Origin of the sequence: Paenibacillus sp. P2(2022) (assembly GCF_029522175.1) — a bacterium.
Classification (GTDB): domain Bacteria; phylum Bacillota; class Bacilli; order Paenibacillales; family Paenibacillaceae; genus Paenibacillus; species Paenibacillus polymyxa.
In genome coordinates this window covers 43,715-63,522 of sequence record NZ_JAKWFI010000009.1, presented here as the reverse complement: position 1 = coordinate 63,522, position 19,808 = coordinate 43,715, and the positions used below count along the sequence as shown (strand labels likewise).

General features: G+C 47.4%; 19 protein-coding genes and 1 riboswitch. Of the genes, 13 read left to right on the top strand and 6 right to left on the bottom strand.

Annotated features, from left to right (window positions below):
• Window positions 1–18 precede the first annotated feature (18 nt).
• Window positions 19–828, top strand: coding sequence for an ammonia-dependent NAD(+) synthetase (nadE, locus tag MMB75_RS21950; protein WP_016819347.1), 810 nt, complete (start codon window positions 19–21; stop codon window positions 826–828).
• Between the two features lie 91 nt (window positions 829–919).
• Here nadE and MMB75_RS21945 read toward each other — a convergent pair whose 3' ends face one another.
• Window positions 920–1,747: an alpha/beta hydrolase family protein gene (locus MMB75_RS21945; protein ID WP_016819346.1), complete on the bottom strand. Its 828-nt coding sequence runs from the start codon at window positions 1,745–1,747 to the stop codon at window positions 920–922.
• A 182-nt stretch (window positions 1,748–1,929) separates the two neighbouring features.
• Between MMB75_RS21945 and acpS the strand changes: the two genes are divergently transcribed.
• Window positions 1,930–2,334: a holo-ACP synthase gene (gene acpS, locus MMB75_RS21940; protein ID WP_045245121.1), complete on the top strand. Its 405-nt coding sequence runs from the start codon at window positions 1,930–1,932 to the stop codon at window positions 2,332–2,334.
• A gap of 4 nt (window positions 2,335–2,338) precedes the next feature.
• Window positions 2,339–3,571: an A/G-specific adenine glycosylase gene (mutY, locus tag MMB75_RS21935; RefSeq protein ID WP_277510759.1), complete on the top strand. Its 1,233-nt coding sequence runs from the start codon at window positions 2,339–2,341 to the stop codon at window positions 3,569–3,571.
• Between the two features lie 103 nt (window positions 3,572–3,674).
• Here the strand turns inward: mutY and MMB75_RS21930 are convergent, their stop codons facing one another.
• Window positions 3,675–4,496, bottom strand: coding sequence for an AraC family transcriptional regulator (locus MMB75_RS21930; RefSeq protein WP_250251520.1), 822 nt, complete (start codon window positions 4,494–4,496; stop codon window positions 3,675–3,677).
• Between the two features lie 174 nt (window positions 4,497–4,670).
• Between MMB75_RS21930 and MMB75_RS21925 the strand changes: the two genes are divergently transcribed.
• Together MMB75_RS21925 and MMB75_RS21920 are read left to right on the top strand one after the other, a co-directional pair.
• Window positions 4,671–6,863 carry an alpha-galactosidase gene (locus MMB75_RS21925; RefSeq protein ID WP_016819342.1) on the top strand — a complete coding sequence of 731 codons (2,193 nt, stop codon included), beginning with the start codon at window positions 4,671–4,673 and terminating at the stop codon, window positions 6,861–6,863.
• A 24-nt stretch (window positions 6,864–6,887) separates the two neighbouring features.
• Complete coding sequence (locus tag MMB75_RS21920; protein WP_016819341.1) at window positions 6,888–8,327, top strand: PTS transporter subunit EIIC; 1,440 nt, start codon at window positions 6,888–6,890, stop codon at window positions 8,325–8,327.
• Between the two features lie 85 nt (window positions 8,328–8,412).
• On the opposite strand, the gene MMB75_RS21915 is transcribed toward MMB75_RS21920, so the two are convergent.
• Window positions 8,413–8,901 carry a DinB family protein gene (locus MMB75_RS21915; protein ID WP_277510754.1) on the bottom strand — a complete coding sequence of 163 codons (489 nt, stop codon included), beginning with the start codon at window positions 8,899–8,901 and terminating at the stop codon, window positions 8,413–8,415.
• 137 nt (window positions 8,902–9,038) lie between these two features.
• A complete protein-coding gene (locus MMB75_RS21910) occupies window positions 9,039–9,653 on the bottom strand; it encodes a superoxide dismutase (protein WP_277510751.1) in 615 nt (204 codons plus the stop codon).
• Window positions 9,654–10,174: 521 nt separating this feature from the next.
• Here MMB75_RS21910 and MMB75_RS21905 point away from each other — a divergent pair.
• The 7 genes from MMB75_RS21905 to MMB75_RS21875 all read left to right on the top strand — a co-directional run bounded on the left by MMB75_RS21905 (window position 10,175) and on the right by MMB75_RS21875 (window position 15,716).
• Window positions 10,175–10,600 carry a GNAT family N-acetyltransferase gene (locus MMB75_RS21905; RefSeq protein WP_013369410.1) on the top strand — a complete coding sequence of 142 codons (426 nt, stop codon included), beginning with the start codon at window positions 10,175–10,177 and terminating at the stop codon, window positions 10,598–10,600.
• A 119-nt stretch (window positions 10,601–10,719) separates the two neighbouring features.
• Window positions 10,720–11,304, top strand: a complete 585-nt coding sequence (lepB, locus tag MMB75_RS21900; RefSeq protein WP_016819338.1) for a signal peptidase I — start codon at window positions 10,720–10,722, stop codon at window positions 11,302–11,304.
• Between the two features lie 93 nt (window positions 11,305–11,397).
• On the top strand, window positions 11,398–11,835 hold the full coding sequence (gene rnhA / locus MMB75_RS21895; protein WP_016819337.1) for a ribonuclease HI: 438 nt from the start codon (window positions 11,398–11,400) through the stop codon (window positions 11,833–11,835).
• A gap of 96 nt (window positions 11,836–11,931) precedes the next feature.
• Complete coding sequence (gene queG, locus MMB75_RS21890) at window positions 11,932–13,665, top strand: tRNA epoxyqueuosine(34) reductase QueG (RefSeq protein WP_025364019.1); 1,734 nt, start codon at window positions 11,932–11,934, stop codon at window positions 13,663–13,665.
• A 105-nt stretch (window positions 13,666–13,770) separates the two neighbouring features.
• Complete coding sequence (locus MMB75_RS21885; RefSeq protein WP_013369414.1) at window positions 13,771–14,025, top strand: YneF family protein; 255 nt, start codon at window positions 13,771–13,773, stop codon at window positions 14,023–14,025.
• Between the two features lie 54 nt (window positions 14,026–14,079).
• The gene (folE, locus tag MMB75_RS21880; RefSeq protein WP_013369415.1) at window positions 14,080–14,673 is read left to right on the top strand and encodes a GTP cyclohydrolase I FolE; all 594 of its coding nucleotides are present in this window, start codon (window positions 14,080–14,082) and stop codon (window positions 14,671–14,673) included.
• 197 nt (window positions 14,674–14,870) lie between these two features.
• On the top strand, window positions 14,871–15,716 hold the full coding sequence (locus MMB75_RS21875; protein WP_031462868.1) for a lipoate--protein ligase family protein: 846 nt from the start codon (window positions 14,871–14,873) through the stop codon (window positions 15,714–15,716).
• 11 nt (window positions 15,717–15,727) lie between these two features.
• Here MMB75_RS21875 and MMB75_RS21870 read toward each other — a convergent pair whose 3' ends face one another.
• On the bottom strand, window positions 15,728–17,107 hold the full coding sequence (locus tag MMB75_RS21870; protein ID WP_017428439.1) for a Fe-Mn family superoxide dismutase: 1,380 nt from the start codon (window positions 17,105–17,107) through the stop codon (window positions 15,728–15,730).
• Between the two features lie 252 nt (window positions 17,108–17,359).
• A complete protein-coding gene (locus MMB75_RS21865) occupies window positions 17,360–18,397 on the bottom strand; it encodes an alpha/beta hydrolase (protein ID WP_017428436.1) in 1,038 nt (345 codons plus the stop codon).
• 298 nt (window positions 18,398–18,695) lie between these two features.
• Here MMB75_RS21865 and MMB75_RS21860 point away from each other — a divergent pair, with 298 nt between their 5' ends.
• A complete protein-coding gene (locus MMB75_RS21860) occupies window positions 18,696–19,439 on the top strand; it encodes an IclR family transcriptional regulator (protein ID WP_016819332.1) in 744 nt (247 codons plus the stop codon).
• Between the two features lie 117 nt (window positions 19,440–19,556).
• Window positions 19,557–19,668: riboswitch (TPP riboswitch) on the top strand.
• Window positions 19,669–19,808: the final 140 nt, after the last annotated feature.

Sequence of the window (19,808 nt, the reverse complement as noted above, 5' to 3'; positions counted from 1 at the left end):
AAAAGAGGTGCTTATCTGATGAGTTTGCAGGAACAGATTATTGCTGAATTGGGAGTACAGCCTACGATCAACGTAGAGGCGGAGGTCCGCAAGCGTGTGGATTTCCTCAAGTCGTACGTAACAAAAACAGGAAGCAAAGGGCTGTTGATCGCCATTAGTGGCGGGATTGACAGTGCCGTAGCTGCCGCCTTGTGCAAGCAGGCTACAGATGAGTTGACGCAGGAGCAAGGGCAAGAATACAAAACGCTAGGTGTATTCCAACCATATGGTCAACAGGAAGATATCGATCATAGCTACGCAGTGGCTAAAGCGTTCAATTTGAAATATGCTGGGGAAACGAACATTAAGGAAGCCGTGGATGAGGTTGCCGTGGAAGTGGAGCATGCATTAAAGGATATGGGTCTGGAACGTTCCATCACTCCGCAAGTGAGAGGGAATGTAAAGGCAAGAACACGTATGGTGGTTCAGTACGCACTCGCGAATGAACTGAACCTGCTCGTCGTGGGTACAGATCATGCTTCAGAAGCCATTACAGGCTTTTATACCAAATGGGGCGATGGTGCGGTCGATATTACACCGCTCAGTACGCTCAACAAACGTCAGGTACGTTTGTTAGCCAGCTATCTTGGAGTTCCGCAGGCTATTTTGGACAAAGCGCCTACAGCAGGATTGTGGGAAGGCCAGACGGATGAAAAGGAACTGGGGATCTCCTACGAAGCAAACAGCGACTATCTGGAAGGCAAGGAAATTGATCCCGCAGCCCGCGAAAAGCTGGAAAGCTTTTTTACACGTACAGCACATAAGCGGACAAGCATTCCAGGAGTGTAAGCACGAATCATTTTGGAATTGTAAAATGCTAAACTAAATAAATGCGGCGATCCGCCTGGCGGATCGCCGTTTGTATTGAAGGGGCTATTGCCTAATTGGTGATCCAGTCAATGAAGCGGCGGGTTTCGGTAATCGCCTGATCCAGTTGAAGACTGCCTCCCTGGAATGGGTGAACCGTGTTAAAAGTATGATTGCCGCCTTGAATTTGTACCCACTCGATATCGGGACGAACGGAGGTGAGTTGGGCAGAGCCTTCCCGTAGACGTTTGGAGTCTTCGGTTCCCTGGATAAGCACAACTGGGAGCTGGCTGTTGGCAAGTCTGTCTACAATGGCAAAACGCTCGCGATTATGCTCCAGGTCGTCCAGAATGACAGCATCCAGCGGAAGCTGTTGCCCGGTTCTGGCGTTTTGCACATAGCTGCGTCCCTTGGCACGCATTTCCTCTTTTTGTGGTAAAGTAAACAGATCAAGATCTGTTACGCCATTCCATGAAATGACGCCAGCAATCTCGCCGGGATGATCTAGAGCATATACAAAGCAGCTTCCCGCACCTCGGCTATGTCCTAACAGAAACAACGGCAATTCTCTGAATTCATGGCGTGCTCTCAGATTGGACAGCAATAGTACCAAATCTTCTTGTTCGCGGCTATAGGTGTTGCGTGCGAACTTTTCCAGCTCGGTAAAATTCTCCAGATCCTCACCTATGCCATTATGTGAAAAGTTGAAGGTTACCACATGGTTATCCATACTCAATGCTTCTGCTATAAAGGGGAACATACCCCAATCCTTAAATCCTTTGTAGCCATGAGCGATGATGAGCAGGCTTTTGGCCGTATTTTTAGCGGGAAACCAGGAGGCACGGATCACCGCATCTGTTCCTGCATCGGTACCTGCTTCAACCACAATCGTTTCTGACATCCTATCCTTCCTTTCTACGGGAGTTTTTAAACCGGCATATCCGCGAATTTCAAGCATTCACTGATTGCATCTCTCATTTTAACATATTTTGGTGACGCTTTTACCCCTTTGCGACTCGCCAGGGTGTGGACGCACTGTTACAATAGATCCAGTAAAGTAAAAAAAGGGCGGGGAATACCCAAATGATCTACGGAATTGGACATGATGTGCTGGAAATAAGCCGTATGGCTCATATTTTGGCAGGTAAATATGCAGATGCATTTTTGAATCGGGTATTGACCCCGGCAGAACGCGAGCTTGCAGTGGAACGTAAGGGAAGGCTAGCGGAGTTCGTAGCAGGGCGCTTTGCTGCCAAGGAAGCGATAACGAAAGCCTTCGGCTGTGGAATTGGACAAATCATCGGGTTCAGCGATATGGATATTTTACCTGAACCTGGGGGGAAGCCCGTAGTTTATTTGTCTTCGTCTGCGTGGGATCGACTGAGATTGCCGAATACGGGTGACTCGAATTACAGCATTCACTTGAGTATTACACATCAGCCTAACATTGCCTCTGCTTTTGTGATTGTCGAATATAAGGAGACGTGATGGGATGACTACAAATACATTGGAACAAAAGCGCTATTTTAGCTTTGAACTGTTGAATTGGTATACACGTAATAAACGCGACTTGCCGTGGCGCCGCCATCGCAATCCTTTTTATATCTGGATTTCGGAAATTATGCTTCAACAGACACGTGTCGATACGGTCATTCCGTATTTTAATCGCTTTATTGCACGTTTTCCGACGATTGAAGCGCTGGCGGAAGCGCCCGAGGAGGATGTGCTCAAGCTATGGGAAGGGCTGGGGTATTATTCACGGGCCCGGAATTTGCAAATGGCAGCGAAACAGGTAGTTGAGCTTCACGGTGGGCAGGTGCCGGATGATACGCAGGCTGTTGCGGCACTGAAAGGTGTAGGTCCATATACGACGGGGGCCATTATGAGCATTGCCTTTAATCGACCAGAGCCTGCTGTAGACGGGAATGTGATGCGTGTGCTGTCACGTTATTTCCTCATTGAAGAGGATATTATGAAGGGTAGCACGCGGTCGCATATGGAAAGTCTGGTCAGGGAGCTGATTCCCGAAGGGAGAGCCTCTGATTTTAATCAGGCGCTGATGGAGCTGGGAGCGCTAGTCTGCACGCCAAAGTCGCCCCATTGCCTGACCTGTCCGGTCATGGAGCATTGCTCGGGCAGGCTGGCAGGCCGCGAGGAGACGCTGCCAGTCAAAACAAAAGCGAAGCCGCCGCGCCTGGAGCCGCGTTCCGTCGCCTTCATCGAGGGCAGCGGCGCGAACACAGGTCGCCTGCTTGTACGGCAACGCCCGGCCAAGGGCCTGTTGGCCCGCATGTGGGAACTGCCGCATGAGCTTGCCGGGCCGGAGGGTTACAACGGCCCGGTGCCGGATGAGCCAGCCATGGATCACCTGGCGGCTCATTTGTTGGCAGAGGGCGTGCATGCGCGCCCGGTGCGGTTTGTACGTGAGGCGGAGCACACGTTCAGCCACATTCACTGGAACCTGCGTGTGTTCCAGTGTGAAGAGGTCGCCTCCCCTGCCGGGAAGGCGGGCGAACAGCCGCTGGCTGCCGAGCAGCGGGCCAGCTACAGCACCGCGGCGAAGCCAGGTGCGTTGATTGCGCTCGCTGAGCAGGCGGATCAGGCGAGTAGCACCTTGCCAGCGGGGTACCGCTGGATCAGCGAGGCGGATATGTCCACCTTGGCGTTTCCCAAGGTGTTCCTTGATCTGATCACCGAGTATTATACGAAGCAAAATGGGAACTGATGTTGATAAAATAGCGGCAGTATGGACTTAAGGTTACTCCATGCTGCCGCTATTTTTTTGTTTCTGGAATGAAAATGCCTAACTTAGTTGTGAACAAAGCGTGCTATTTTTGGTGATTTTTTCGGTATTCGGATGGAGTTAATTTGTTGACCGTTTTGAACATCTTGGAGAATAGGAGTACATCTTTATACCCTACTGATCGAGCAATATCTCCGATTTTCAGGGAAGTGTTTTTTAATAGGGAGCATGATTTTTCAATCCTCAAGTGCAATAAAAATTCCTGCGGTGACTTATTGAGTTGCTGTTTAAATAAACGGTGCAAATATGAACGGTCAATTGAAATGTACTTGGCAATGTCACTTACGGTAATGAAATGTGAATAGTTTTGCTGAATAAAGAGAAGCGCTTCTTTAATATACCGCTGCTGTCTTACCTCATTGTTGACTTCCTGATTAGGGTAAAGTTCAAACATCAGATATAGAAATTCATACAACTTGGATGCAAGCAGCAGGTCTTTGTTGGATTTCAGCGTAGAAGAAACGACGATGCTCTCCATACAGCGGGCAAGGCTGCCCTCGGCTTCGAACTGGAAAATGGGATTATTCCTATTGATACAGGTTCGGCTTAGATATTCTTTGGCTTGCACCCCATTAAAACCGATCCAGGCATATTCCCACGGGTCGACTTCATCCGCTTCGTAGTAAATTAAAACCTTCGGCTCAATAAAGAAAGCATCGTTTTTCTCCAAATGATAGATTTTATCGTTGACTTTAAAGATCCCTTTTCCTTTTAAAATAAAATGCACCATATACCCGCTTCGAATGGCTGGACCATAAGAGTGTTTGCTGGTACAGCTCTCTTTGCCACATGTGTATAAATTAAGATCCAGGTTGTTATAGGAATGATTGGAAAAATGCGAACTCATTTGGTTTCACCTCTTAATTCATCTCTGCATATTATCACACCGTTTCATATAGAGTCTACATTATTCCATATAATTATTAAAACTATTCAATTATTATTAGGGTGTAAGAAACAAGGAAACAACATAATTTATATTTTTTGAAAATATTACTATTGGCGCTACAAGGGGGTTACTATGGCTATATACATTGATAAAGAGAAGCTTTTATTCCATTTACAAGGCAGCAATACGAGTTATGTCATGCAGGTTATACGTGATGGTTATTTAGCTCATCTGTATTGGGGGAAGAGAATTCAGACCTATCGGGGGAGCAACAAAATCATCTTCATGGATAGAGGATTTTCACCTAATCCCGATGGGGCGGATCGAGCCTTTTCACTGGATACCATCCCACAGGAATACCCGTCATTTGGAAATAGTGACTTCAGGATTCCTGCGTATCAGCTTCAATTGGAGAATGGTTCTACAGTGACAGATTTTCGGTATAAAGAACATCGGGTTTACCAAGGCAAACCAAAATTGAAAGGGCTTCCTTCTACGTATGCGGAGGATGATGGCGAAGTAGAAACACTGGAAATCATCCTTGAAGACCCATTAATTGATGTAAGGGTTGTACTATCCTATAGCCTATATCAAAAAGGGGATGTCATTACCCGTTCAGTCCGTTTCGATAATGAAGGTCAGCAGCAGCTAAAGTTGCTTAGAGCATTAAGTGCTAGTGTGGATTTTCGTGATGATGAGTACGAACTCATTACCTTGTACGGTGCGCATAATAATGAAAAAAATATAGCAAGACGAAAAATTTTACCCGGGATTCAAATGGTAGACAGCTGCCGCGGAGCCAGCAGCCCTCAACAAGCACCCTTTATGGCACTTGTAAGGGAAGGAACAGATGAAGAACAGGGCGAAGTGTACGCCTTTAATCTGGTGTACAGCGGGAACTTTACGGCCCAGACTCAGGTTGATTCCTATCGGAACACTAGAGTTACGATGGGGATTAATCCTTTTGATTTTACATGGTTGCTTGAACCAGAGGAATCCTTCCAAACGCCAGAAGTCGTCATGGTATACACCGAAAATGGCTTGGGTGGTATGTCGAGAATTTATCATGATTTATACAGGAACAGATTATGTCGTGGACCATTTCGTGACAAGGAGCGGCCGATCCTGATTAATAACTGGGAAGCCACCTATTTTGACTTTGATGCCGACAAGATTGAGCAGTTGGCGAAGGAAGCTCAAAGTGTAGGAGTGGAGCTGTTTGTATTGGATGATGGGTGGTTTGGCAAACGGGATGATGACAATACATCATTAGGCGATTGGGTGGTGGATCGACGCAAACTTCCAGATGGCTTACCGGATCTTGCCAACCGCATTCGAAATCTGGGTATGGAGTTTGGCTTGTGGTTTGAACCTGAAATGGTATCCATAGACAGCGATTTATACAGAAAGCATCCCGATTGGTGTATCCATGTCCCTGATCGTCCGTATACGTTGGGCAGAAATCAGCTTATGTTGGATCTATCGAGGAAGGAAGTGTGTGAGTACATCGTTAAGTCGGTTTCCGACATTTTATCGGATGTTCCAATTACTTATGTGAAATGGGACATGAATCGTCACATGACAGATGTGGGTTCGGCCGCTTTACCACCTGAAAGACAAAGGGAGACGGCGCATCGTTATATTCTGGGGCTCTACAGTGTTATGGAAGAGCTTACATCGAAGTTTCCTCATGTCTTATTCGAGAGCTGCTCTAGTGGAGGAGGCCGTTTTGATGCCGGTATGCTCTATTACATGCCTCAGACCTGGACAAGTGATAATACGGATGCCATTTGCCGACTGAAAATTCAATGGGGAACAAGTCTTGTCTACCCTCCGATTACGATGGGCGCACACGTCTCCACGGTACCTAACCATCAAGTGGGCAGAATAACTCCATTGGAGACCAGAGGTTATGTCGCCATGGCCGGGAATTTAGGATATGAGCTGGATCTGACGGCATTAACCGTTGAAGAAAAAGAAGTGGTAAAACAACAGATAGCTCTGTATAAAGAAATGAGATCGCTCATTCAGTTTGGAAAGTTTTACAGAATTATTAATCCATTTGATGAAAATGAAGCCGCATGGAGCTTTGTGTCAGAGGATCAAACGGAAATGGCGGCCAGCTATTTCAAGGTTTTATCCCAACCGGCTGCTGCGATTAAAACGTTAAAATTCAAAGGTCTGAATCCAGACTACGTTTACAGAAATATAGAAACTGGTGAGCTGTTCGGTGGTGATGAATTAATGCATGTTGGCATAACGCTTGCCAGGGTGAAGCAGGACTTTTTAGGCATGTTCTGGAGATTTGTTAAAGAGGACATCTGATTCAGCTAGAGGAGGTTTTACTAGATGGAAGCAAAAGAAAAGCATTATAAGCAAATATCTCAAGAAATTTTAAAATATATCGGTGGTGAAGAGAACATTATCGGTGTGGCCCATTGTGCCACAAGACTAAGAATTGTCCTTGAGGACAATGAAAAAGCGGAATTAAAGAAGATTGAAGATATTGATCTGGTTAAAGGTGTTTTCATAGCAGGGGATCAACTGCAGATCATTTTTGGAGCAGGGTTGGTCAATAATATCTATGCTGTGTTCTCCAAACTGACTGGAACGGAAGATATGTCATTAAGTGATGTCAAATCGAAGTCCGCACAAAAGCAAAATCCTTTTCAGAAAGCGATTAAATCGCTGTCAGATGTCTTCATTGAGATCATGCCTGGAATTCTTGCCGCCGCATTGTTAATGGGGATAACCGGTCTTCTAGGTCAAAAGGGGCTATTCGGCCCTAAATCGATTGTGGAGATGTATCCAATTTTCCAAGGGATCAATCGCTTTGTTCAGATCGTTTCCACAGGGATTTTCACCATCCTCCCGCTGCTTGTTGTGTATTCTGCAACCAAGAGATACGGTGGTCGTCCAATTCTCGGGCTTGTGCTAGGTGCGATTATGCTTCATCCGGCCTTGGCGGATGCTTTTGAGGTAGCTAAAGGAAGCCAAAATCCGGAATCGATCAGTCTTTTCGGGCTTCCCGTACAGTTGGTTGGCTTTCAGGGCGGTATTATTATTGCTCTAATGATGGGATATGTGGTAGCCAAGTTGGATCAGTTTTTTAACAAAAAGGTTCCAGACATGATTAAACTATTTTTGGCCCCTTTGCTGACGGTCTTTGTTTCTTCCCTGCTTCTGTTTACCATTATCGGTCCTCTTGGGAGAGAGTTGGCCAGTCTGGTGACTGTTTCGTTGCTCTGGATGACGCAAAACCTAGGGATATTCGGCTTTATGTTTTTTGCAGGTATTCAGCAGATCATCGTTATTACGGGTTTGCACCATGTTATGGGCGCGGTAGAAGCACAGTTGTTAACCGATACAGGCAGAAATTTTATTAATCCGTTGGCATCGGTAGCTTTGATGGCTCAAGGGGGCGCCGTTTTGGGGTATGTTCTTTTGAATCGCAAAGACACCAAGGTTAAAGAACTGGGTTACTCTGCATTCGGGTCTGTACTTTTTGGAATCTCGGAACCAGCCATCTTCGGGGTCACTTTAAAGTATAAATTCCCTTTAATTGCTGGTTGCCTTGGAGGAATGGTTGCAGGGGCATATGTATATTTAAGCAAGCTGACAGCCATAGGATTCGGAACCACGGCTCTTCCTGGCTTTGCAATTGCAGCATCAGATAACCACGGTCATATCAATTATCTTGTTGCTCATCTGATTGCCCTGTTATGTGGAGCATTATTTACATTGGCTTACGGTATGATCAAGAGCAAGAGGTCAAAAGTAATATCTTAAGGAATGAATCGAAGTTTATGAATAAAAAGGAGTAGAAAGAGCTTGCAGGCTCTTTTCTACTCCTTTTTATTTGGGGGTATCGTACTTATAGGGAGGGATCGCTCTCAATCAGCCCTTTGCCGATCACATTGGCTGATACCGAAGGCTTGCCGAGCTCGCGCGACCATACGGATAACTGCCCGATATGATGAATCTGATGGGCAATGACATGGCGCATTACCTCGCCCCAGGCATCAATCGCAATTCTGCCGTCCGGGAGGTGATCTTCAAACCTTTTTCGTTCCAGACCTTCATGCCAGGCGAGTACGAACGGCTCTACATCGAGTCGAAACTTTGCATCCAGCTCGCGGACTTTATTCAGCGTATTATACTGAGAGAAGTCTTCCTGAAAATCAGGTTTGCCTTGAATGATTTGAATCCAGCTCCATTCTACATCAACGATATGAAAGAGCGTTTTTAGAATTCCGCCAACTCCGCCGATGCGTTCTTTCAGCAGTTCCTCCTGCGGCACCTCTTCACACCAGCGGTACCATTGTTCCCGAATCATCCAATTGTAACGAAAAAAAGTCTGCATCCATTACCCTCCAGGGACTGTAATAAAAAATGATTTCCACCAGTTTACCACAGAATGCCAAAAGGGCTGTCTCATTCGTAGAAAATCTACTTTTGAGACAGCCCTTCATGATTTAGGATAAGAATGTTGTTACTGGCTTATTTCTTTGCAGCTGCGTAACGTTTGTTAACTTCATCCCAGTTGATTACATTGTAGAAAGCTGCAATGTAGTCTGGGCGTTTGTTTTGATATTTCAGGTAGTAAGCATGCTCCCAAACATCCAATCCAAGGACCGGAGTCAGACCTTCGAACAGCGGGCTATCTTGGTTTGGAGTGCTAGTGATCGCCAATTTGCCGTCTTTGCCGACAACCAGCCAAGCCCAGCCGCTACCAAAACGAGTTGTAGCTGCTTTAGTGAAGTCTTCTTTAAACTTGTCATAGCCGCCCAGTTCGTTGCTGATGGCTTCAGCAATTGCACCTGTTGGCTGTCCACCGCCGTTAGGAGCGATAACTTCCCAGAACAGGCTGTGGTTGTGGTGTCCACCACCGTTATTGCGAACCGCAGTGCGGATGCTTTCAGGAACGCTGTCCAGATTGGAAATCAGATCCTCCAGGCTTTTGCTTTGCAGTTCAGGAGCGCTCTCCAGAGCTGCATTTAAGTTCGTAACATATGTGTTATGGTGACGATCATGGTGAATTTCCATTGTCAGTGCATCAAAGTGTGGTTCCAGTGCGTCTTTTGCGTAAGGAAGTTCTGGTAATTGAAATGCCATAATAAAATCCCTCCTGGTTATATGGTTGGGTAAGTGTTCCTATGTAATAATACCCTCGATAGTTATATTAAACCGCATTCGGCCTATTTTTTCAACATTTTTGTTTGTAAAATACCAAACTGAGCAATAGGGCCTGGTAGCTAGCATGTCCAAAAACCTGATTGGAATACGTAATACATAGGTAATAAGAGGTAAATTTGCCCCTCAAAAATGTAAACGCTTTATATACAGCGCTTACATGAGAAAAAAGGATGTATTCCGTCAAAAAGTATGGTTTAATGGTCAAGGAAGCAGAATTTTGGGCTTTTTTGTCGTCTGCTATAAGCTGTCATGTCTATGACATGACGAACTTGAGGGCACACACCCTTTTCCTGTTCTTCATTTCATATATAGCAGATCGTATGCATTTTTATCATAATGCCTTGTGATTAACACCATGATAAGCGCTTTATGGATTTATGTAAAAATGACGGTGCTGTCTCAATTTTTTTATTATGCTTACGAAAAGGGAGATATTACTTATGCACGTTCGTTCCTTTCAATTAAGTGATGTGAATTCAGTAACGGAACTCATGCAAATTGCCTTGTCAGAGGAGTGCTACAAAGAGACGGTGGGTGCTTTTGCCCGTCAGCTTTCGTGGGATTCCGGTTTGATCGTCGTTGCCGAAGAAGAGGGAGAGATCGTTGGTGCCCTGATTGGCACGATTGATCAGAATCATGGTTGTTATTATCGTATTGCTATTCACCCGGATCATCGTCGGATGGGAATCGGGAAATCGCTTGTGGAGTCCATGGAGCAGCGTTTTCAGCAACGTAAGGTTAGCCGTATTTGGGTAGCAGGGGACAAGCATAACAGTGCGGCCATGCCGTTGTACGAAGCTATGGGCTACGGAGCAAGCCAGATTTTACAGGCGTTTCAGAAGCTGAGTATTTTGGCACCTCATTAATCGGTATTCGATATACAGAAACGAAGTATAATATTTACATTTAGAGCATATCTGAGTAACCGTTGCAATCGGGTACGGGATATGCTTTTCTATTTATAACAGGGTTGAGGAGGTTAATTATGGACGCTTTGGCTCCTTCGTCAGACCCGCTTCCTTCACCGGAAACGTCCAAACAGGCAGGTCGCTCTGGTTACATACGCGATTGGTTAGTCACTCTGCTGATCGCGATGGTTGTCTTACTGCTTCTGAACCTGTTTGTATTTAACTTGTCTACGGTCAGAGGACATTCGATGCAGCCGACGCTAATGGAAAGCCAGCATTTGTTCGTTAACAAGCTGGTTTATAATTTTCATGATCCGGGAAGAGGGGACATTGTGATTTTAAAAGATCCCGATTCCAAACTGTCCAGCCCAAGATTTTTAGTGAAAAGAGTCATAGGTATTCCCGGAGATGTCATTCGGATTGAGCATAATCATTTATATGTAAACGGTGAGCTGCTAAATGAACCGTACACCAACTCGGACGTGGAGGATGGTGATTACGGTCCTTTTACGGTGGAGCCAGAACACTTCTTTGTCATGGGAGATAATCGCCATACGGCTGCAAGCAAGGATAGCCGGTACTTTGGCAGCGTTAAGTCTGAAGATTTACTGGGACGTGCAGAGTTTATATTTTGGCCGATCTCGGAGTGGAAGTGGCTATAGAGCAGTTATGAGTCTGAAATCAATGCGGAATACGTGCGACCCGATCAGAGCTACAACGGATCAGCGATTCCCAATCAGGAAAGGAAGAGGACGATGAAAGAAGTGATGGTTTATACCGACGGTGCTTGTTCGGGGAACCCGGGCCCAGGGGGCTGGGGGATTGTTTTGCTGTATGGAGAGCATCGTAAGGAGCTGTCGGGTGCCGAAAAGATGACGACAAACAACCGCATGGAGATCAAGTCGGTGATTGAAGCGCTGAAGCTGCTCAAGGAGCCGTGCCGTGTAAAAGTACACAGTGACTCTGCCTATGTCGTCAATTGCTTCAAACAAGGCTGGATTAAGAATTGGCTCCGTAATGGCTGGCGCAACAGTAAAAATCAGCCGGTGGAGAACAAGGAACTTTGGGAAGAACTATGGGCACTAATGGGTAAGCATGAGGTTGAATATGTGAAGGTGAAGGGCCACAGTGACAACGAACTGAATAATCGCTGTGATTTTCTGGCGACGAGTGCTGTTAAAAATTTACGGTAGCATCTGCTGCTATTTTCTGTTGAAATTTGAGATAGGAGAATGATACATCATTCTCCTATCTGTCACGAAGAATTGTGAAAGAGAGGTGAGTATCGGATGCAACGCGAACTAACTCGGACGGCGACCGGAACGGCTTCGACTTGGGCTTCGCTCAAGCAGGAAATTATTGAGGCAGCTCCAGGGCTGGGGATTGATTCCATCGGGTTCGCATCCGCCGATCCCTTTCTGTCTCTGAAAGCTATATTGGAAGAGCACCGTGCTAAAGGCTATGAATCCGGCTTTGAGGAGCCTGATATTGATAAGCGTATCTATCCAGAGCTGTATGGCTCGCAGCCCGCATCCCTGATTGCCATTGCGGTGGCGTATCCTTCGAAAATGAAGGACCCGCCGAAGTCGGACAAGGGCAAATACCGTGGTATTATGGCGCGTTCAGCCTGGGGCAAAGATTATCATCTGGTACTGCGCGAAGCGATGGAAAAGCTTGAGGCTTTTATAAGTGAGCGGGTACCTGATGCACTGTTGAAAAACATGGTGGATACCGGAGAATTGTCGGACCGAGCCGTTGCGGAACGCGCAGGAATTGGCTTTAGCGGCAAAAATACGATGATGATTTCACCGACACTGGGGTCATGGATTTATCTCGGGGAGCTGTTGACGAACATTCCCTTCCAGCCCGATGAACCGGTTACGGATGGTTGCGGAGAGTGCACCAAATGTTTGGATGCATGTCCTACCGGTGCGCTTGTAGGTCCGGGACAGCTGAATGCCCAGCGGTGTGTATCCTTTTTAACGCAAACCAAGGGCTTTTTGGACGAGGAGTTTATGCTGAAAATAGGGAATCGGCTGTATGGATGTGATACGTGTCAAATCGTATGTCCCAAAAATCGAGGCCTTAACTGGGATCATCATCCCGAGCTTACACCCGATCCTGAAATTGTAAAGCCGTTGCTGTTACCATTACTGGATTTGAGCAATCGCGAATTCAAAGACCGGTTTGGTCAAAGTGCAGCGGCTTGGCGGGGGAAGAAGCCGATTCAACGCAATGCAGTCATTGGTCTTGGAAATTTCAAGGATGTTAGCGCGGTGCCCAAATTGACGGAGGTTTTATTGGATGATCCGCGTCCCGAGCTGCGAGGCACGGCGGCGTGGGCTTTGAGTCGAATAGGAGGGGAAAACGCTATGACAGCGATCAAGCAAGCATCAGAGAAGGAACAACATGAGCAAGTACGCGAAATGATCGCGCAGGCGCATTCCAAGCTAGCGGAACAAGAGCAGGCAGAGCAGCAAACTTCTGCTGAATTAAAGACGGAGGATTCACAGGGTCCAACTAAGATTTATTATGACGAAATGGAGACGCCTGTGGGCACTCTGACGCTGTGTGCTACGGATCGAGGGCTATGCCGAATTGACTATGGCTCTTTTTATGCGAAGGAAGCATTGCTTCAGCAATGGGCCCGGACATGGGTCGGGGAATATGTCTATGTACAGGAGCCGGAAAAGCTGCGCGAAGCTGCAGAACAACTGCGTGAATATTTTGCGGGAGAACGACGGGAATTCAGTATAGCCTATGATTTGAGAGGCACTCCTTTTCAAGAGCAGGTATGGCGCGCACTGCAAAATATTCCGTACGGACAAAGTGTGTCCTATCAAGATATTGCAGAATCGATTGGACGAGCCAAGGCGATACGTGCTGTCGGCGAAGCCAATAACAAAAATCCATTGCCTATCCTGTTTCCATGCCACCGTGTATCGGGTGCAAACGGTAGTTTGGTTGGCTATGCCGGAGGCTTGCCAGTCAAAATGAAGCTGCTGGATTTGGAGAAGGAATAAGGACATATGTTTGCAAAAAGTAATTTGCTAGCTGTCCCATGTTTTGCTATGATAAGTTCGTGTAATTCAAGATGTCTCATATAAATATACAGAGGTGACGACTTCGTGGTGTGGAATATTGTCATTCCGATTATTACCCTGATTGTTGGCTTGGTCGGGGGATTTTTCATCGGTGCTTATTATCTTCGCAAACAGCTTGAAAAGATGCAGAACGACCCTGAAACGCTGCAAAAAATGGCCAAACAGATGGGCTACAACCTGAATGGGAAACAGATGCAAAAAGCCCAGCAGATGATGAAGAACCAACAGTTCTCCAAAAATCAGCCTGGTGCGCGTAAAAATCAGGGCCGTCGGAAATAATGAGCAACGTGAGTACGGATGCCGCATGAGGTTGCTGCATAGAGGAGGATTACTGTGGCTGGCGTAAAAGATTATATTAACCGCAAAGCTGCGGATAACCGGGATAAAATCGAGTACCATGTGGAGCAGATTTTAAAACTGATCGGTGAGGACCCCAAGCGTGAAGGTTTGTTGGAAACACCGGCACGCGTTGCGCGCATGTATGAGGAAATATTTGCGGGTTATGAGGTTGATCCACGGGATGCGCTGGGTGTGACATTTGACGAGAATCACGAGGAGCTTGTAATCGTGAAGGATATTGTCTACTACAGTCAGTGTGAACACCATATGGCTCCTTTCTTCGGAAAAGTGCATATCGGCTATGTACCCAGCGGTAAAATTGTAGGACTAAGCAAGCTAGCCCGTTTGGTGGAGGCGGTGACCCGCCGATTGCAGGTACAGGAGCGTATTACATCGCAGATCGCTGATATTCTAAATGAAGCGGTCTCCGCTCACGGAGTTATGGTGGTCGTGGAAGGCGAACACTTGTGCATGTGTGCCAGAGGTGTCAAAAAGCCTGGCAGCAAAACGGTAACATCTGCCGTACGCGGTACGTTCCGTGATAATGCAGCACAACGCGCAGAGTTCTTGTCCCTGATCAAGGAATAATTGAACAGAATGCAATGGTTAGTGATAAAAAAAGGTGGTTTACGCATAGGCGTAGCCGCCTTTTTTTGTTAACATCGGTAATAGTGACAATGGGATAGCTACTGTGAAGAAGATGAAATAAAAAAATAGCAGCATGCTGCCTTGAAAATTACGATTAGCCTATGGATAACAGTTATTTTTAAGATAGGGGATAACGTATGGATCATTTACATAGCTCAACAGAAACAACAACAGCATTGCCTGAGTTGCAATGGTTGGAAGCGCCACTGATGACTACTCAGGAAGACGTATTGTTTCCGCTGGCTTGGGAGGAGCTGGCTTGTCGGCAAGTAGGGAAAGGAGCTGCGCCCATTTTGCATGTATGGCGGCATCCGGCAGCGCTTGTGATTGGTCACCGGGACCGCAGGCTTCCCAACGCTCCACAGGCGATGGAGCGAGTGCGCAGTTCAGGAACGTCGGTATGCGTGCGTCCTTCAGGTGGAGCAGCTGTCATGCTGGACAGGGGGGTACTGAACCTGTCCTTGATCTTGCCGAATCCGCAGCGGGCCATCAGCCTGCATGAGGATTTTCGGCTCATGGCAGGGCTGATTGCCGATGCGCTGGCCCCGTGGTCTGCCGAGGCGCAGACTGGAGAAATCATCGGGTCCTTCTGTCCCGGGGATTACGATGTGAGCGTCCGAGGACGCAAGTTTTGCGGCATTGCGCAGCGGCGTCAGGCCAAGGCGTATATCATCACGGCCTTTGTGATGATTGAGGGCCACGGAGCAGAGCGCGCACAGGCGGTGCAGCAGTTTTATCGGGAGGCAGCCGGGGATACACCGGCAGGCGTGCAGCAGCCGGATTATCCCCGGGTTAATCCGGCAACGATGGGCAGCCTGGCAGAGCTGGCCGGAGTGCCGTCTGTCGAGGCGTACACAGCATCGCTACGCCGTGTAGTTGAGAGTCGGGCGGCCATTTTGCCTGCCGATGGCTCGCTGGTGCAACTGGAAGGATTGGCAGAACAGATGGCAGCGCTCAGAGAGCGATACGATTTGCAGGTGTAGTTTATTTTAGCTTAGAATGGTTGCCATCTCAGCTTGGAGGCTTGAGCGTAGCGCGCTTCCACCTCAGGCCAGTTGACGACATGCCACCAATCTTCGATGTATTTATTGCGTTCAGCCTGATGCTTTAAGTAATATGCATGTTCCCACACATCGATCGCCAGCAGCGGAATAGACTCCCATTGAGTCAGGTTCTGGTGCTTTTCGGCCTGCAAAATTTCAAGCCGCCCGGCGCGCGGACTCCACACCAGAATGGCCCAGCCGCCGCCTTCGACCTTTTCGGCTGCTGAACTAAATTGCTTTTTGAAGGCATCGTAGCTGCCAAAATCCTTTTTAATCTGTTCAGCCAGCGGTCCGCTTGGGTTTCCACCGCCTTGAGGGCTCATGATCGTCCAAAAAAGAGTATGCAGATAATGACCTGCACCGTTAAATGCCAGTTCACGTTCCCAATGCTTTACGAGGTCAAAATCACCTGTTTTTCGGGCTTCTTCCAGTTTCTTTTCCGCTTTATTCAGATCATTCACATAGCTCAAATGATGCTTGTCATGGTGAATACGCATCGTTTTTTCATCAATGTACGGTTCAAGCGCATTATAAGGGTAAGGAAGCGGAGGGAGCCGATGTCCGCCAATAGGGACCGGGCGACCGATTAAGGACTTTTCTGCTGGCGAAGGTTGAGCCTGGCCGGACTGGACGCCTTTAGTAGCCCCAGAACCCTCTCCTCTCATGCCGGCATGCCGCTCTCGAAACGCTTGCTCCGGGTAATCCTCACCCTCTGCCGCTACATGATACAACCCAGCGGCTCGCGCGATGGAGCCGGGCTCTTGAAAGGGAGTGGTTGAGATCAGGAAATATTGACTTTCATGTGCTGCGTGTATTACAACTCCGGCGGATTTTGGCTGTTGACGCAATGCATGACTGTGTTCAGTCAGCAAACCTAGCTGCCGTACATATTCTTGTGATTGACGGTTCGCGGTTTGCAGCAAATCGTCCAGTCGACGATTTAATTCCTGTGAGGCAGGCTGTGAATTCAAGCCTGAAACAGACAACGATTTCTCTCCAGTTGCTGATGCGTCTGATCCCCTTGAATGTGCTGATGATTCATCCAGCTGGTGTGTATGTGCTTGAGGAACAGACGACTCTTTTTTCCATTGATGCTGCCATGCCTGTTCTGCCGGATCAAGCGCGCTCCGTTGCTCTTCGAGCAGCTCGATGGCGGTGCGTTCCGTTTGTTCAAATACGGTTCGCCAATCATCCAGCAGCCGCACATAAGCAGGCTCTAGCCCTTCAGTAGCAGATTTAATCACTTCCACGTGCCAACTTTCCTGCTGCTTCCAATGACGAATTTCCTCCAGCACACGTAAGGGCAGGAAAGACCCATAAGTACTCAGCATTCGTTTTTACCTCCCGTACCCCGCTATGGCTATCCGGCAGATCTAGCAGATCTGTCCTGGATGCATATGTACCCAGTATATTCGCCGTCTCACCGTGAATATGTCTATGAACTTCCTTCATCAGGTTATACCTGTTGCGCAGAACAATAATTACTCATGGAAAATAAAAAAAGAAGCCCGTCTACGGCACGGGTTAAGTGTCCATAGGCAGGCTTCTTTAAGGCGATGATTACTTGTTTTGAAAATAATTTCTTACTTCGTAGTCGTTTGTTTATGGGCAGCAGCAGTGGTTTTCTTGTCCTCCAGCTCCTGCACACTGCTTAGAAATGTCGATACCCGTCGCAAATATTCACGAGGATGCTCTCTGAAAATAAGCTCATGTATCCCGTTTTTGACAATCCATACACTGGAAAGCGGGTTGGTTTGATTGGCAGCAAGCTTTTCCGCAATGGGGTAAGGAGCCTTTTCATCCTGTGTACCATGCACAAACATGATTGGAAACGGATAGTTCTCCTTTTTAACCTCTTGATATGGAATCTGATGCAAGCTGGTGCCGTTTAAGACTGGAAACAGCAACTCCAAAATTTCCAAAGACGGATGTCTCGGCAGATTAATTTGATTGTGAATGTTATGGTACAGTGTATCTGGCTCCAGCAGGAAGGTACTGTCCAAAATCATTGCGTCCACATCCTTGGTTTGCAAGCCCGCCTGAAGAGCGGTTCCTGCTCCCATAGAAAAGCCCCATACGATAATTTCCGACGAGCCGCGTTGCTTCGCAAGCTGAATCGCTCCAAGAAGCTGCTGGGATTCCGCCTTACCTCCGGTTGCGACGGCCTTGCTGTTTTGTGACGCGAATCCATAATCAAACATGACCACATTAAAGTTCAGACTGTGGGCATAATGCGCCAGATCATACATAGGAATCCAGCTTTCTTCGCGATTAGCCCCGTAACCATGACTGAAAATAATGGTTTTCCGCGATTGATCCGCCGGGATATACCAGCCTTGTACGATGCGGCTACCATCCTTGGCTGGGAAGCTGACATCTTCATAAGGCATGCCTTTGGCCTGCATCGGATTAGAGTACAAGGGTGCGACGGTGGGATTCGTAAGCACCCAGGCGATGTAAGCATGCAAGGCAATAAAGCAAAACAACAGAAAAAATACGACCGACAGCAGCAGAGCAATCACAACGTGCTTGAACCGCAGCATACGGGGATTAAAGAGTGGGGTGGACGGCTCCTGAACAGCGGTCTGTAGCTGAGCGTTGCGCTGGGATGTCGAAATCATGTAAGAGCCTCCTTATATAAAATTGATCTTCGAATCATAAAATTTAGGTATAATTCCACTTGAAAATAGTAGGGTATGTCCGTATAGATACCTATTATCGTATGATGGCTATTATCCAAAGTCAACGCCTGAACCGGAAAAGTAAAAATGATGCAAAGAATTGTCGATGTTTGTTCTTGTTCTGTAATATGGTTGTCACAAAAACATCTGTTTACAGTAGCCGCGACTATTCTATATAATTTATGTAACCATGTTTCATAGTGTGAAACGAATATGGATACAAGAGGAGCGGTTCACGATGGAAGACCGTAAATTAACCGTCCGCGCTGTAGAGCGTGCACTTGATATACTGCTGTGTTTTACCGCAGAATCTGATCTTGGTCTAACGGAGATTGCCTCCCAAATTGGTCTACATAAAAGCACTGTTCATCGTCTTTTGACTACGCTGGAGGATCGGGGATTTGTCGTTCGGAATGCCGAAACGGAAAAATATAGGCTTGGTTTTCGCATATGGGAGCTGTCCACGCATCTGTCCCAAAGCGATGAGCCGGCGGTGTTGTTACAGCCTGCAATGGAAGGACTGCGTGATCGCTTAGGGGAAACGGTCAGCTTGTACCTGCGGGATGGAAGCATGCGTATTCGCATACAAGCCGTGCAGAGCAATCAGGCGATCCGTAGGGTTGCGCCTGTGGGTGCGCGTATGCCGCTGGCTGTGGGAGCCTCCAGCAAGGTGCTGGCGGCCTTTATGCCACCGCAGGAGCTGGAGGTATTGCTAAGCAGTGAAGAATGGCCACCTTCGGTAGACCCGGAGGTTTATAAAGCCCAGCTGCAGGACATTCGTGAGAAGGGCTATGCGACCAGCTATGAAGAACGTGAGCCAGGAGCTGCGGCTGTGGCCGCGCCTATTGTGAACCGAAAGGGACAGGTCACGGCGGCTTTATCTGTATCCGGCCCGGTCAGTCGACTTGCGCCCGAGACGCTGCATGAGTTTGCACCGATTTTGATCGAAGCAGCCAAGGAAATGGGGCTTATGCTTCCGTGACAGTAATCAATACAAAAGGAAATCATACAAGGGTTGCCAAAGCTATAAATTTAAAGTAGTCTGATAGAGATGGCGGGATGTCTGTTATAGCCGCCAATTCATGTGAATAGAAAGTATCACAGTTACTGGGGGAGCCTGTAATGCGGGCTGAGATGGAATCAGGCAAGATTCCGGACCCTTTGCACCTGATCTGGATCATACCAGCGTAGGGAAGTAATCGGCCATTGAAATGTATACGCAGCTGCTGTCTACGGCCGCGCATTGGAATATGATTATTCCACGTGCGATCGGTTTGGATAGCTGTCTCGTTTGATTAGCCGGTTCCCTAGGGAACCGGCTTTTTTGCATAGATCAGCGCCACCCTGGGAA

Excerpts from the sequence above, each read along its gene's own strand:
- MMB75_RS21925 (WP_016819342.1), top strand. The coding sequence starts at position 4,671 with ATGGCTATATACATTGATAAAGAGAAGCTTTTATTCCATTTACAAGGC.
- acpS (WP_045245121.1), top strand. The coding sequence starts at position 1,930 with ATGATCTACGGAATTGGACATGATGTGCTGGAAATAAGCCGTATGGCT.
- MMB75_RS21860 (WP_016819332.1), top strand. The coding sequence starts at position 18,696 with ATGGAAGACCGTAAATTAACCGTCCGCGCTGTAGAGCGTGCACTTGAT.
- MMB75_RS21910 (WP_277510751.1), bottom strand. The coding sequence starts at position 9,653 with ATGGCATTTCAATTACCAGAACTTCCTTACGCAAAAGACGCACTGGAA.
- lepB (WP_016819338.1), top strand. The coding sequence starts at position 10,720 with ATGGACGCTTTGGCTCCTTCGTCAGACCCGCTTCCTTCACCGGAAACG.
- MMB75_RS21930 (WP_250251520.1), bottom strand. The coding sequence starts at position 4,496 with ATGAGTTCGCATTTTTCCAATCATTCCTATAACAACCTGGATCTTAAT.
- rnhA (WP_016819337.1), top strand. The coding sequence starts at position 11,398 with ATGAAAGAAGTGATGGTTTATACCGACGGTGCTTGTTCGGGGAACCCG.
- nadE (WP_016819347.1), top strand. The coding sequence starts at position 19 with ATGAGTTTGCAGGAACAGATTATTGCTGAATTGGGAGTACAGCCTACG.
- mutY (WP_277510759.1), top strand. The coding sequence starts at position 2,339 with ATGACTACAAATACATTGGAACAAAAGCGCTATTTTAGCTTTGAACTG.
- MMB75_RS21865 (WP_017428436.1), bottom strand. The coding sequence starts at position 18,397 with ATGATTTCGACATCCCAGCGCAACGCTCAGCTACAGACCGCTGTTCAG.
- MMB75_RS21945 (WP_016819346.1), bottom strand. The coding sequence starts at position 1,747 with ATGTCAGAAACGATTGTGGTTGAAGCAGGTACCGATGCAGGAACAGAT.
- MMB75_RS21870 (WP_017428439.1), bottom strand. The coding sequence starts at position 17,107 with ATGCTGAGTACTTATGGGTCTTTCCTGCCCTTACGTGTGCTGGAGGAA.
- MMB75_RS21905 (WP_013369410.1), top strand. The coding sequence starts at position 10,175 with ATGCACGTTCGTTCCTTTCAATTAAGTGATGTGAATTCAGTAACGGAA.
- queG (WP_025364019.1), top strand. The coding sequence starts at position 11,932 with ATGCAACGCGAACTAACTCGGACGGCGACCGGAACGGCTTCGACTTGG.
- MMB75_RS21915 (WP_277510754.1), bottom strand. The coding sequence starts at position 8,901 with ATGCAGACTTTTTTTCGTTACAATTGGATGATTCGGGAACAATGGTAC.
- MMB75_RS21920 (WP_016819341.1), top strand. The coding sequence starts at position 6,888 with ATGGAAGCAAAAGAAAAGCATTATAAGCAAATATCTCAAGAAATTTTA.
- MMB75_RS21875 (WP_031462868.1), top strand. The coding sequence starts at position 14,871 with ATGGATCATTTACATAGCTCAACAGAAACAACAACAGCATTGCCTGAG.